Raw genomic sequence first — 13,460 nt, 5'->3', positions numbered from 1 at the left:
CGTGACGCGAAACCCTTGCGTCACACATGTTCGCAGGAGCGCGCAATGGCACCCGCCGCCGCAGGATATTTTCGTCGACTGACCCAGCGTCTGACCGAGGACGTCGACCAGTTGGACGCCCAGGAGATGGCCGAGTCCAACAAGGCTTCCGGAGGTCAGAAGGCATGCGATTGTCGTCGCGGTGAAGAAGTCACGATGGTGGGCCGACTCCGCAGCGTCGACGCGTGTCCCAAGTCGGGAAATGCCAGTATCGAGGCCGAGTTCTTCGATGGCACCGAGGTGATCAATCTCGTCTGGATCGGGCGTCGCCGGATCCCGGGAATCGAGACCGGTAAGACCCTGCTGATCCGCGGTCGTGTGGGCGAGCGCGACGGTCGCAAGGCGATCTTCAACCCTTACTACGAACTGCGCGGCGAATAGGCGCGTTTCCCGCATTTACCGTGCAACTCGGTGACTGTGGCACCCTCGACAGGTGACTGAAACACAACAGCGATCGGTAATCGACCAACTCGGCGGGCTGAGTGGTCTGATCTATTCGTCTTTGCCGATTCTGATTTTTGTCCCGGTCAACAGCATCTGGAATCTCACCGCGGCAATCTGGGCCGCATTGGGCGTCGCTGTCGCTATCGCGGCCTGGCGCCTCTTCCGCAAGGATTCACTCCAACCCGCTATTTCCGGTTTTCTCGGAGTCGGAGTTTCCGCATTCATCGCCTACCGCACCGGCGACGCCAAAGGATATTTCCTCTTCGGTATCTACACGAGCCTCGCCTACGGTGCGGTCTTCCTGATTTCGATCCTCGTACGCTGGCCCCTCGTCGGAATCATCTGGGGTTATCTCAACGGGCACGGCAATCTCTGGCGCAAGCACAGCTCCGCCGTCCGGCTCTACGACGTCGCGACGGCAGCGTGGGCGTTGGTCTTCGGTGCGCGGTATCTCGTTCAGTCACAGCTCTACGACACCGACCACACCGGATGGCTCGCAGTCGCGCGTATCGGCATGGGGTGGCCGTTGACCGGTTTGGTGCTGCTCGTGACGGTCTGGGCTGTGCGTAAGGCCGATCGCATCGTCGAGCCTGAACCGGTTGTGGAGCCCGAAAGCAGCGAGCCCACCGCCACGGACGCAGGGTCCGAAGAGGTGGGCTCGGTGAATCTGACGAAGCCGCGCGAAGACCGCGATCTCAGCTGATCAGGTCCTGGTACTCGGGGTGCTTGTCGAGGAACTTCACGACGTACGGGCACACCGGATGAACCTTGAGGCCGCGTGCTCGTAGGTCGTCCAGAGCCTGGCGGACGAGAACCCCGGCCAATCCGAAACCTTCGAAGGCGGGGTAGATCTCGGTGTGGTTGAACGAGACGACGTCACCGGAGGTGGTGTAGTCCTCGATCCCGGCGAGGTCGCCGTCGGCATGGATCTCGTACCGGCTCTGGGCCGGATTGTCGGTGACTACGGTGTTTTCGGGCGCTTGTGCCATGTGATTCCCTTTCGTCGTCAGTGTGTTCGTCGGTCAATTCTCCAGGCGGAGTGCAACGCGCAACTGATCCTCGGCGTCGACGGCCGCAACGAAGAGCAGTTCGTCCCCGCCTTCGATGGGATCGTCCATCTGCGGGACGATCACGCGTCCGCCACGCAGGATGGTGACCAGTGCGCAGTCTCGCGGAAGTTCGAGTTTCTTGACGGCTTTTCCGGCAAGAGGTGTGTTGTCGGGCAACGTGATCTCGACGAGGTTGGCCTGTCCCTGCCGCAGTGTCATCAGTTTGACCAGGTCACCGACCGAGACGGCCTCTTCGACGAGCGAAGCGAGCATCCGCGGTGTCGAGACGGCGACGTCCACGCCCCAGGACTCGTCGAAGAGCCACTCGTTGCGGGGATCGTTGACGCGGGCGACAACTCGGCGAACACCGAACTCGGTTTTCGCGAGCAGACTGAGGACCAGGTTTGCCTTGTCGTCTCCGGTCGCGGCAATCACGACCTCGTACGACTCCATCGACGCGTCCTCGAGTCTGCTGAGTTCGCAGGCGTCCGCGTGCACCCACTTCGCCTCGGGCACCGACTCCGGTTCGATGTGATCGAGTTTGCGTTCGATCAGCATGACGTCATGTGAGCTTCGAATCAGCTCTCGCGCAATGGAACGGCCTACGGCGCCGGCTCCGGCGATGGCGACCTTCATCGAGAACTTCCAATCACGTTGTAGTGCAACACAGTCGCAGTCTTGTTGTGGGGGGCGGCGTACGGATCAGTCATCTGCGGCCTCCCTCAGTCGTCGCTCGGCGGCGGGTTGCCGGCCAGTGCGACAGCTTCGGCGACGGTTCCCGACACGGCGGCGATGTAGACCTGATCGTCGGCCTGGATGACAGTCTTGCGGTCGGGGAGAATGCCGGTCCCGAAGCGGATGATGAAGGCGACTCTCGAACTGGTCGCGCCCTCGAGGAGCGCGATCGGCTTGCCCGCCCAATCCTCGTGCAGGGCAAGTTCGGTGATGGCGACAGTGCCCGAAGGATCGCGCCACTTCGCAGTCTGACTTTCCTTGGTCAACGTGTGCAGGAAACGATCCGTCGACCACGGCACGGTGGCGACCGTGGGAATGCCGAGTCGCTCGTAAACGGCGGCACGCTTGGCGTCGTAAATACGTGCGACGACGCGTTCGACGCCGAAAGTCTCGCGTGCGACTCGCGCTGCGATGATGTTGGAATTGTCTCCCGAGGACACCGCGGCAAAGGCGTCGGCCCGCTCGATTCCCGCCCGGACCAGCACGTCACGGTCGAACCCCATTCCCAGAACCTTGGTTCCCGGGAAGTCGAGATCGAGACGCAGAAACGCACTCTGATCGCGGTCGATGACGGCGACCTCATGTCCGATCCTGGTCAGAGACGCGGCGAGGGAAGAACCCACTCGACCGCACCCCATGATGACGACATACACGCCCTACTCCGTTCATGGACCCTCATGGCGCGATTGCACGCCGAATCGAACGGTACAGCCCCTCACGGGAAGAGCAAGTACAACGGTCGCTCGCGTGCCGGTTGTCACGACAAAAGGTGAAGTTGGGGCTCTGATGACTCCGAATCGGGCGAGACGGCTTACGCTTTGCACGTGTCTAAGCTCTCGACCGCTACCAAGCGGCTCCTGCTCGGTCGGCCGTTCCGAAGCGACAAACTCGGGCACACGCTGCTACCCAAGCGAATTGCACTACCGGTCTTCGCGTCCGACGCGATGTCGTCCGTCGCGTATGCCCCCGAAGAAATCTTCCTGGTTCTCTCCGTCGCGGGTATTTCCGCGTATGCGTACACACCCTGGATCGGATTGTCCGTCGCCATCGTCATGGCTGTGGTGGTGGCGAGCTACCGCCAGAACGTCCACGCATACCCCTCCGGTGGCGGCGACTACGAGGTCGCGACGGTCAACCTCGGCCCGACCGCCGGTCTGACCGTCGGTAGTGCGCTGATGGTCGACTACGTGCTGACGGTCGCCGTGTCGATCTCGTCGGCGGCGTCGAACATCGGCTCGGCTCTGCCGTTCGTCGCGCAGCACAAGGTGTTGTTCGCGGTTGCGGCGATCGTGTTGCTGACCGCGGTCAACCTTCGCGGTATCCGTGAATCGGGGACCGCGTTCGCAATTCCGACCTACGCATTCATCGTCGGCATGTTCCTGATGCTCGGGTGGGGATTCTTCCGGATCTACGTCCTCGGTGAGGATGTGCACGCGGAATCGTCGTCGTTCACGCTCAACGCCGAGGATTCGCATCTGTACGGAATTGCCTTCGCGTTCCTGATCGCCCGCGCATTCTCCTCGGGCTGTGCCGCACTGACCGGCGTCGAGGCCATCAGCAACGGCGTACCGGCGTTCCAGAAGCCGAAGTCGCGCAACGCTGCCACGACCTTGCTGCTGCTCGGGTCGATCGCCATCGTCCTGCTGATGGGCATCATCATCCTGGCTCAGAAGATCGGCATCGTCTACGCACACAATCCGCAGGAACAGCTGGTCGGAGCGCCGGAGGGCTACCATCAGAAGACCTTGATCGCGCAGATCGCCGAAGCCGTGTTCAGTGGTTTCCCGATCGGTTTCTTCTTCATGGCGATCGTCACGGCACTGATCCTGGTTCTGGCCGCGAACACCGCGTTCAACGGATTTCCGGTACTCGGATCGATCCTGGCGCAGGATCGGTACCTACCGCGTCAGCTGCACACGCGCGGCGACCGACTGGCATTCAGCAACGGAATCCTCTTCCTCTCCGGTGCTGCCATCGCATTCGTCGTGGTGTTCGGCGCCGAGGTCACCAAGCTCATCCAGTTGTACATCGTCGGCGTCTTCGTCTCGTTCGTGCTCAGCCAGACGGGCATGATCAAGCACTGGACTCGGCATCTGAAGTCCGAGACCGACAAGGCGCAACGGGCCCGTATGCAGCGCTCGCGAGTGATCAATTCGATCGGTCTGGCAATGACCGCCACCGTCTTGATCATCGTTCTGATCACCAAGTTCGCTGCCGGCGCATGGATCGCCATCGTCGCGATGGTCGCGATCTTCATCGTGATGAAGATGATCCGCAAGCACTACGACAGCGTCGCAGCCGAGCTCGAGGAGCAGGAGTGGGACGGCGTACTGCCCAGCCGCACGCACTCGATCGTGCTCGTCTCGAAGTTGCACATGCCGACGATGCGAGCTCTCGCCTACGCGCGAGCCACGCGACCGGACACCCTCGAAGCCATCACGGTCAACGTCGACGAGCCGGACACCCGTGCACTCGTGCGTGAGTGGGAGAAGAGCGACGTGACGGTTCCGCTCAAGGTGATCGAGTCGCCGTACCGCGAAATCACCAAGCCGGTTCTCGATTACGTCAAGCGTGTACGACGCGATGCTCCGCGTGACGTCGTCACCGTCTTCATTCCCGAGTACGTCGTCGGACACTGGTGGGAGCAGATCCTGCACAATCAGAGCGCGCTTCGTCTGAAGAGTCGTCTGCTTTTCCAGCCCGGCGTGATGGTGACCAGCGTTCCGTGGCAGCTGAGTTCGTCGGCAAAGGCGAAGCCGCTCGACATCGAGAAGACCGCAGGCGCCACGCGTCGCGGTTACGACACCGGCGAGAAATGATCACCGGCGAAAAATGATCGGCAACATCGAAATGGCAGGCGTAGTTCGTTGAGTGAGAATTGGACCGGACAGACCTTCGAGGTCGATCTGGGCAACCCCGGTCACGGCGGGTTCGTCGTCGCCCGGCACGAGGGGCGGGTCGTGTTCGTCCGTCACGGTTTGCCGGGGGAGCGTGCGCTGGTCCGGGTGACCGAGGACAAGGGCGGATCGTTTTGCCGCGCCGACGCGATCACCGTTCTCGACGCTTCTCCGCATCGGATCGATCCGACATGCCCGATCTCCGGCCCGGGCGGGGCGGGCTGCTGCGACTACTCGCATGCGGATCTGAGCGTCCAACGTGAGATGAAGACCTCGGTCGTGCGGGAGCAGCTTCTGCGACTGGCTCGTGTCGAATCGGACGTCGAGGTAGAGGAACTGCCCGGAACCGGAGGCGGAACGGGTTGGCGCACGCGAGTCCGGTTGGCGGTGGACGGGCACGGTGTCGCCGGATACCACGCGTACCGCAGCAACCGGATCGTCACAGACCTGCGGTGCACCCAGATCGATCAGAGCGCGTACGACGGTCTCGGCGGTGCGCAGTGGGCGCCAGGTAGCGAGCTGCAGGTCGTTCTCGACGCTGCGGGCGAGCGGCACGTCGTGGAAATCGCGGCACCCGCGGTGTCCAAGACGGGACGGCGGACGCCCGGGCGACGCGGCGCGATGGCACGCCGAGCGGCAAGCGGCGGCCCGCGAAAGACCCGAGTTGCCATCGGATCGGACACAGTGACCGAGCGCGTCGGCAGTCGAGAATGGGCGCTGGCCGCGACCGGTTTCTGGCAGGCCCATCGCGGCGCTGCGGCCGCGTACTCACAGGTGGTCGGGGAGTGGGCCGGAGCCGCTACCGCGGACACGGCCTGGGATCTCTACGGCGGTGTCGGCGTGTTCGCAGCTGTGCTCGCCGAGCTTGTCGGGCCGTCCGGCGTGGTGGAGTCCGTCGAATCTTCGGCGCGTGCAGTCGCGGACGGGCAGGCAGCGCTGTCCGATCTCGGTCAGGTGCGCTTCCACAGCGCCCGCGTCGAGAACATCATCGCGGATCTGGAGCGTTCGCCTGCTGTCGTCGTGCTCGACCCGCCACGTGCGGGGGCCGGCCGTCCGGTCGTGGAAGCTCTCGCCTCAACGGGCGCTGAGCGGATAGTCCACATCGGGTGCGACCCGGCGTCGTTCGGTCGCGATATCGGCCTCTACCTGGAGCAGGGCTTCAGAATCGGTGGCCTCCGGGCGTTCGACGCGTTCCCCCAGACTCACCACATGGAGTGCATCGCGCTCCTCGAACGCTGAGACGTCCCGAAATCTTTCCCTGAAACGGTGTGACGCTTCTCGCGTTCACAACAGTTGCTTGCATTACGCAACTAATCGTATAGTTTCGTTCTGCAAGTAGTTTTCCGTTTTCAAGTCACGGCTCGTTCGGGCCACTCGAATTCAGGGGTAGGCAATGTCGGTACAGCCGGAGACGGCCCAAGCGCTCGTCGACACGATCTTCATGTTCGGCAGATCGCTGCGAGCCGCGGTCACCACCGGTGCAGACAGCCTGCTGCCGCCTGCGCTGGTCAGTGTGTTGTTCATGCTGGCGGCGCGTGGGGAGTGCCGACAGAACGAATTGGCCGTCGATCTGTGTGTCAGTCAGTCGTCGCTCAGCCGACAAATGTCGGATCTGGTCGACGCTGGGTATGTCGAGAGAAATCCCGATCCGGCTGACAAGCGGGCGTTCCGCATCCGAGTATCGGAAGAGGGACACGACGTTTTACGGAGAACCACGCAGCGGCGTGCGGCGCGTTTGCGCAACATGCTCGAAGACTGGAGCCAGGAAGAGGCCATGGCCGCAGTGACATCGCTGCAACGTCTCAACGAGACGTTCGGCGCATCGAATCGGCAGGCCTCACCGGCAGTTCCGCACACGGGCGTAGAAAGTATTGGGAGATAAGGCACATGGCAGCAACAGTAGGAGAAACCCGGGCAAGTACCGGAGGTGACGGATCGGCTCGCGAAGCGGGCGCGATGACTCACCGCGAAATTCTCGAAGCACTCACCGGACTCATCGCAGCGCTGTTCACCGCGCTGCTCAGTAGCACCATCGTTTCCACAGCGCTTCCCACGATCATCGGTGAACTGCACGGAACTCAGACGCAGTACGCCTGGATCATCACGACAGCGTTGCTCGCCACCGCGGCGTCGACGCCGATCTGGGGCAAGCTTGCCGACCTCTACAACAAGAAGGTCCTGGTCCAGACCGCGATCGTCATCTTCGTGATCGGCTCGGTCATCGCCGGCGCGGCGCACAACGTTCCGTTGCTGCTCGGTGCGCGTGTCATCCAGGGCATCGGTATGGGCGGTCTGACCGCTCTCGTCGTAGCCATCATCGGCACGATCATCCCGCCGCGAGATCGCGGTCGCTACTCCGGATACATGGGTGCGGCCATGGCCGTCTCGATGTCCGGTGGACCGATCCTCGGCGGCGTCCTCGTGGACACTGCCGGCTGGCGCTGGTGCTTCTACGTATGTGTTCCGCTGGCAGTCATCGCATTGTTCCTGCTTCAGCGCACACTGCACGTCGAGACCGTGAAGAAGGACAACGTCTCCATCGACTGGATGGGCGCCACCTTGCTCACCGCCGGTGTCAGCGTGCTGCTGATCTGGGTTTCGTTTGCCGGTCAGGACGACTACTACGCCTGGTTCTCGAAGGAGTCGGCCTTCTTCGTCATCGGTGGTCTGGCCCTGCTCGGCCTGACGATGTTCGTCGAATCCAAGGTCAAGGATCCGATCCTGCCGATCAAGATCATCACCGAGCGCACCACGGCTCTCGCGATCATCGCCTCGATCGCAGTTGGTGTCGGCCTCTTCGGCGCGACGACGTTCCTGACGCAGTACTTCCAGACCGCACGCGGATTCGATCCCACCGAAGCCGGATTGCTCACCATTCCGATGGTCGCAGGCATGCTCGTCGCCTCGGTCGGCTCGGGCCAGCTGATCACCAAGTTCGGTCAGTGGAAGCCCTTCATCGTCGCCGGCGCAGTTCTGCTGCTGGTCGGTTTCGGGCTGCTGTCGACGATCGACCACGCAACCAGCCTCTGGACCATCGGAATCTTCATCGCCATCGTGGGTCTCGGTACCGGCATGCTGATGCAGAACATCGTGCTCGCCGTGCAGAACACGGTCAGCGTCGAGAACATCGGCGCGGCCAGCAGTATCGTGGCGTTCTTCCGCACCTTCGGCGGCGCGATCGGCGTGTCGGTGCTCGGTTCGATTCTTGCGACCCGCGTCAAGACACTGACAGTCGATTCGGTCTCCACCTTGCCGCCCGAGCAGCAGGCAGTAGCTGGCAAGAGCCTCCAGGACGGCCTCGACCTGAGCAATATGCCTGACTTCGTCTCGCAGATCGTTCGGTTCGCCTACGGCGACGCAACAGGACGGATCTTCCTGGTCGCAGCGGTCGTCGCCGTGGTCACGCTCGTGTCGGTCATCTTCATCCCGAACCGTCCGTTGCGCACCACCATCGACATGGCAACCCCCGACGCCGAGCAGAAGTTCGAAGAAGAACGCGAAGAGAAGAACGAGGAGAAGAACCTCACTCGCTGATCCGCAAGCCCGGCTGGTCTACTGCCGGCCGCGTCTTCTGAATTACTGTTGTCACGCCATAGCCCATCGAACGCGGACCGAGATCGATTCTTCGATCTCTCCGCGTTCGACGGCTATCGGGGCCGAATCCGCTTTCATCGCCGCGACACGTCCGCGCATCGGCACGACCAGATCTTTGTCTGCCAGGTCTGCGAACTGTCTGGCCTTCGATTCGGCTGCCGTCCAGGCCAATTCGCGTGCTCTTGTCGCCAGATCGCTGCGGTCGTCGAGATCGAACTCCAGTCCGTCGAGCCGAATCGCGTCGCCACCCACCGATACACATGCCGCGATGACGGCAGCGGGGGAGTTCGCCGCTTCCGGCTCCAGCTCTCGCAGTACGACTCGGAAAGTTGTCGATGCCGTGAATCCTGTTGTCTCCTGGCGGCCTCCGTCGCTCCACTGAGTCTGCGGATGGACGCTCAGCCCGGCGGTGGTGAGGTCCGCTCCGCGCACACCGCGCGCGTGCAGGGTCTCGGTCAGCGCAGTGGACAGACGCGCGACGGCGTCGAATGCGTCGGAAACGGCCGTCTGTGTCACCGATACTCCGATCGTCAATCGCACGATGTCGGGAACAGCTGTTGCAGTGGCAGTTCCGGTCACCGTGACAGTGGACGGCTCCGAGGTGAAGGCGGTGGTGGGCACGTGTGGTTCCTATCCGATTCGTCCGGCGGATATGACACTCCGCAACATCAGGTCCAATTGCTCGTAGGCGCCCGCAGCCAGTCGTTCGAGAAGCGCAAGTTTCAACTCGGGTGCCTGTGCGGTCAGTTCTGCATATCGCTCCGGAGTCAGCACGGCCACGGTGACCGTGGAATCGGCGCGGATGTCGTTGAGGAACGGAGTGTCGAGGAACATCGTCATCTCGCCGAACGTCATTCCGGCGGAGAGCGTCGTGATGCGGTGCTCGACCCCGTGCGCGTCGGTGAACATGGTGCTGACCTGGCCACTGAGAATCAGATAGAACCCCGAGGCCGCTTCGCCTCGGCGGGCGATCTTCTCGCCGCGGGCATAGGTTCGCGTCTCCAACTCTGCGGAGAATCCCTCGATCTGCGCCGCGGACAGAGCATCGAGAACTGGGTGGTTCTCGATCGAGATCGTCGACGCCTGCCGATCGGCCTCACAATGCACCGCAAGCAGCGTGTCTTCGCACCACTGCATGGCGGAATCGAGATCCGCAAAAACCCGACCACTTCTTCTGGCGGGGTCGATGCTCGAACTTCGTTGTCCCAGCAGTCCTTGCGGATCGACGACGGCCACCGCACAAGCCTGCTCGGCCAGTTGAACCTGCAGTGCAGTGATCATGCGCACCGCGACGTCGCTGGCGTCGTCGACGCGGCGGACGTCGATGACGACAACTTCGAGGCCCTCGTCCACCGAGCCGATTTCGCGGACCGCCGATTCGGCACCGGTGAAGAGGAGATCGCCGTGCAGTTCGTAGACCCGGCTGCGCTTGCCGACGTCGTCGAGCACGGCTTGTTCGGTCGGGGTGCGTCGTACTCGCGACGGTGATTCGATGACGCTGTATCTGGCCCGGATCGACGAGCGTGACGCCCGCGTCACGTGGAGGAAGTGCAGTTCGAGTTCCTTCGACAGTGCCCGGGCAGAAGCAACTCCGCGAACACTGTTGCCGTGAACGTCGAGCCTGGGGGAGTACACGGCGATGCCGATCTGGCCCGGCAGAACCGCCAGCACTCCGCCGCCGACACCGCTCTTGGCCGGCAATCCGACCTCTACCAGCCACTTGCCGGCGCCGTCGTACATCCCGCAGGTTGCCATGACACTGAGGACCTGTTCGACGCCTGCGGGTGCCAGCGCACGCTCGTGGGTGAGCGGATTGACGCCGTTGTTCGCCATCGTCGCAGCCATCAGACTCAGATCACGGCAGGTCACGTCGATCGAACACTGACGGAAGTACAGGTCGACGGCCTCGTCGGGATTGCCGGTGATGACGTCGAAGGATCGCAGCATGTGGCCGATCGCACGGTTGCGGTGACCGGTGCGGGCCTCGGAGGTGTAGACGGCTTCGTTGAAGGTCAGCTCGCGGCCTGCGTATCGCGAGTACGCCGAGCGGATGCGCTCGAAGCGGGCCTCGGGATTCGGTCCGGCAACCAGTGATGCAGCGGTGATCGCCCCGGCATTGATCATGGGGTTTCGTGGCCGTTCGGTGAGCGGGTCGAGGCTGATTTCGTTGAACGGCTCGCCGGATGGTTCGACGTCGATTTTCGCGGCAACCGCCTCGCTTCCTCGATCGGCGAGAGCCAAGGCGTAGGTGAAGGGCTTCGAGATCGACTGAATGGTGAACGGGATTCGCGAGTCACCGATCTCGTAGACGTAACCGTCTACGGTGGCGATGCAGATTCCGAACGAATCGGGGGCGACCGCCGCGAGTTCGGGGATGTAGTCGGCCAACTCGCCTTCGTCGAGTGATCGGACTTCGTCGAACACTCGCGTTATCAGGTCGTCGACCACAGTTCCCATACGTCGACCTTAAGCTGACATGGCGGTCGTTTTGTGGAAGAAGAGTTGCCGAGTCGATCGCGACGGATCCCATTTGTCTGTGATTGCGATCACGAGCGATCCGCGGGATTTCGCTGTTACGCGAAGTCACACCGGAATCGGGCCGAGTCCGCGTGTCGGTTCGCCGGAACGCTCCGTAGACTGGCAGCACTGTCGCGAAGACAGCCGCGGCGCGCACCGGTGCAGCTGTGAAGCACGGAGGGAGCGATCTCGTTGGGTGTTCTTGCCCGCATTCAGGGTCCTGACGATCTACGTCAGTTGAGCCACGCCGAGATGACGGAGTTGGCCGACGAGATTCGTGAGTTCCTCGTGCTGAAGGTCGCTGCGACCGGTGGTCACCTCGGGCCCAACTTGGGCGTCGTGGAGTTGACCCTCGCACTGCACCGAATTTTCGACTCGCCGCAGGACGCGATCATCTTCGACACGGGCCATCAGGCCTATGTACACAAGATCCTCACCGGTCGTCAGGATCAGTTCGACACTCTGCGTAAGCAGGGTGGACTGTCCGGGTATCCGTGCCGCGCCGAGAGCGAACACGACTGGGTCGAGTCCTCTCACGCTTCCGCCGCGTTGTCCTATGCCGACGGCCTCGCGAAGGCCTTCGCGCTGACGGGTCAGAATCGCCACGTAGTTGCCGTCGTCGGTGACGGCGCGCTGACCGGCGGAATGTGTTGGGAAGCTCTCAACAACATCGCGGCAGGCAAGGACCGTTCGGTGGTGATCGTCGTCAACGACAACGGTCGCTCGTACGCACCGACCATCGGCGGACTCGCCGACCATCTCTCGGCACTGCGCACTGCGCCGAGTTACGAGCGCGCCCTCGACAGTGGCCGACGCATGGTCAAGAGACTGCCCTGGGTGGGGCGCACCGCGTACTCCGTCCTGCACGGAATGAAGGCGGGTCTCAAAGACGCGGTCAGCCCTCAGGTCATGTTCACCGATCTGGGTATCAAGTATCTCGGACCGGTGGACGGACACGACGAAGCCGCCATGGAATCGGCATTGCGCCGGGCAAAGGCCTACGGCGGACCGGTCATCGTCCATGCCGTCACTCGTAAGGGCAACGGTTACGCACACGCCGAGAACGACGTGGCCGACCAGATGCATGCCACCGGTGTCATCGATCCCGTCACCGGTCGCGGCACCAAGTCGTCCGCGCCGGACTGGACGTCGGTCTTCTCGGCCGCGTTGATCGAGCAGGCTTCGCGTCGTGAGGACATCGTCGCCATCACCGCGGCGATGGCCGGGCCCACCGGCCTCGCGGCCTTCGGTGAGAAGTTCCCCGATCGGATCTTCGACGTCGGTATCGCCGAGCAGCATGCGATGACCTCGGCCGCCGGTCTTGCACTGGGCGGACTTCACCCCGTCGTTGCTATCTACTCGACCTTCCTCAATCGGGCTTTCGACCAGTTGTTGATGGACGTCGCTCTGCTCAAGCAACCGGTGACAGTCGTGCTCGACCGCGCCGGGGTCACCGGAGTCGACGGCGCCAGCCACAACGGCGTCTGGGATCTTTCGCTGCTCGGAATCATCCCCGGAATCCGCGTCGCGGCACCGCGTGACGCCGACACGCTGCGGGAAGAGCTGGACGAGGCGCTTCTCGTCGACGACGGCCCAACCGTCGTTCGTTTCCCGAAGGGCGCTGTACCCGAAGCGATTCCGGCCGTGAAGCGACTCGACGGAATGGTCGACGTTCTCAAGTCCAGCGAGGGTGAGCGCGGCGACGTGCTCCTCGTCGCGGTGGGCCCGTTTGCATCCCTGGCACTCGAGATTGCCGAGCGGCTCGACAAGCAGGGCATCTCGGTTGCCGTCGTTGATCCGCGATGGGTTCTGCCGGTCGCGGATTCGCTGGTGAAGATGGCGGACAAGTACGCCCTCGTGGTCACCATCGAAGACGGCGGTCTGCACGGCGGCATCGGTTCGACGGTCTCGGCCGCGATGCGTGCCGCCGGAGTGCACACGTCGTGCCGCGACATGGGCGTTCCCCAGCAGTTCCTCGATCACGCCAGCCGCGAAGCCATCCACAAGGAACTCGGACTCACGGCTCAGGACCTCTCCCGCAAGATCACCGGCTGGGTGGCGGGGATGGGCAGCGTCGGCGTCCACGTCCAGGAAGACGCGTCCTCGGCTTCGGCTCAGGGCGAAGTCGCGCAAGGCTGACGGCTCGTCTCACGATAATCTCGAAAAGCGGTGGCCCTCGGATCAA

The 13,460-nt window shown here is 63.1% G+C and carries 12 protein-coding genes; 7 read left to right on the top strand and 5 right to left on the bottom strand.

The genetic code is table 11. The features are described from left to right. Positions 1-45 precede the first annotated feature (45 nt). Positions 46-420 carry an OB-fold nucleic acid binding domain-containing protein gene (locus tag ATN38_RS32240; protein WP_003942613.1) on the top strand — a complete coding sequence of 125 codons (375 nt, stop codon included), beginning with the start codon at positions 46-48 and terminating at the stop codon, positions 418-420. Between the two features lie 52 nt (positions 421-472). Then, positions 473-1,186 (top strand): DUF3159 domain-containing protein, encoded by a 714-nt coding sequence (locus tag ATN38_RS32235; RefSeq protein ID WP_003942611.1) that lies wholly within the window; start codon positions 473-475, stop codon positions 1,184-1,186. Here ATN38_RS32235 and ATN38_RS32230 read toward each other — a convergent pair. The 3 genes from ATN38_RS32230 to ATN38_RS32220 form a co-directional block, all read right to left on the bottom strand. Then, entirely contained in the window at positions 1,179-1,472 is a 294-nt protein-coding gene (locus ATN38_RS32230; RefSeq protein ID WP_003942641.1) for a GNAT family N-acetyltransferase, read from the bottom strand. The genes ATN38_RS32235 and ATN38_RS32230 overlap by 8 nt on opposite strands. A gap of 33 nt (positions 1,473-1,505) precedes the next feature. After that, positions 1,506-2,168, bottom strand: coding sequence for a TrkA family potassium uptake protein (locus ATN38_RS32225; RefSeq protein ID WP_003942632.1), 663 nt, complete (start codon positions 2,166-2,168; stop codon positions 1,506-1,508). Between the two features lie 86 nt (positions 2,169-2,254). Continuing rightward, complete coding sequence (locus tag ATN38_RS32220; protein ID WP_003942587.1) at positions 2,255-2,920, bottom strand: TrkA family potassium uptake protein; 666 nt, start codon at positions 2,918-2,920, stop codon at positions 2,255-2,257. Between the two features lie 171 nt (positions 2,921-3,091). Between ATN38_RS32220 and ATN38_RS32215 the strand changes: the two genes are divergently transcribed. The 4 genes from ATN38_RS32215 (at position 3,092) to ATN38_RS32200 (ending at position 8,698) form a co-directional block, all read left to right on the top strand. After that, positions 3,092-5,086 (top strand): APC family permease, encoded by a 1,995-nt coding sequence (locus tag ATN38_RS32215; protein ID WP_007732857.1) that lies wholly within the window; start codon positions 3,092-3,094, stop codon positions 5,084-5,086. A 48-nt stretch (positions 5,087-5,134) separates the two neighbouring features. After that, on the top strand, positions 5,135-6,403 hold the full coding sequence (locus ATN38_RS32210) for a class I SAM-dependent RNA methyltransferase (protein ID WP_050656625.1): 1,269 nt from the start codon (positions 5,135-5,137) through the stop codon (positions 6,401-6,403). A 154-nt stretch (positions 6,404-6,557) separates the two neighbouring features. Then, positions 6,558-7,046 carry a MarR family winged helix-turn-helix transcriptional regulator gene (locus ATN38_RS32205; RefSeq protein ID WP_003942624.1) on the top strand — a complete coding sequence of 163 codons (489 nt, stop codon included), beginning with the start codon at positions 6,558-6,560 and terminating at the stop codon, positions 7,044-7,046. Positions 7,047-7,051: 5 nt separating this feature from the next. After that, entirely contained in the window at positions 7,052-8,698 is a 1,647-nt protein-coding gene (locus ATN38_RS32200; protein ID WP_007732863.1) for an MDR family MFS transporter, read from the top strand. Between the two features lie 51 nt (positions 8,699-8,749). On the opposite strand, the gene ATN38_RS32195 is transcribed toward ATN38_RS32200, so the two are convergent. After that, the gene (locus ATN38_RS32195; RefSeq protein ID WP_218749371.1) at positions 8,750-9,379 is read right to left on the bottom strand and encodes an SIMPL domain-containing protein; all 630 of its coding nucleotides are present in this window, start codon (positions 9,377-9,379) and stop codon (positions 8,750-8,752) included. 9 nt (positions 9,380-9,388) lie between these two features. Beyond that, positions 9,389-11,215 carry a glutaminase A gene (gene glsA, locus ATN38_RS32190; RefSeq protein ID WP_218749370.1) on the bottom strand — a complete coding sequence of 609 codons (1,827 nt, stop codon included), beginning with the start codon at positions 11,213-11,215 and terminating at the stop codon, positions 9,389-9,391. Positions 11,216-11,467: 252 nt separating this feature from the next. Here glsA and dxs point away from each other — a divergent pair, with 252 nt between their 5' ends. Next, positions 11,468-13,414, top strand: a complete 1,947-nt coding sequence (dxs, locus tag ATN38_RS32185; RefSeq protein WP_007732868.1) for a 1-deoxy-D-xylulose-5-phosphate synthase — start codon at positions 11,468-11,470, stop codon at positions 13,412-13,414. The last annotated feature ends 46 nt before the right edge of the window (positions 13,415-13,460 follow it).

It is taken from the genome of Rhodococcus sp. FH8 (genome assembly GCF_019266085.1).
GTDB classification, from domain to species: Bacteria; Actinomycetota; Actinomycetes; order Mycobacteriales; family Mycobacteriaceae; genus Rhodococcus_F; species Rhodococcus_F qingshengii.
The sequence above is the reverse complement of the archived record's forward strand: the minus strand, read 5'-3'. Positions and strand labels throughout refer to the sequence as shown.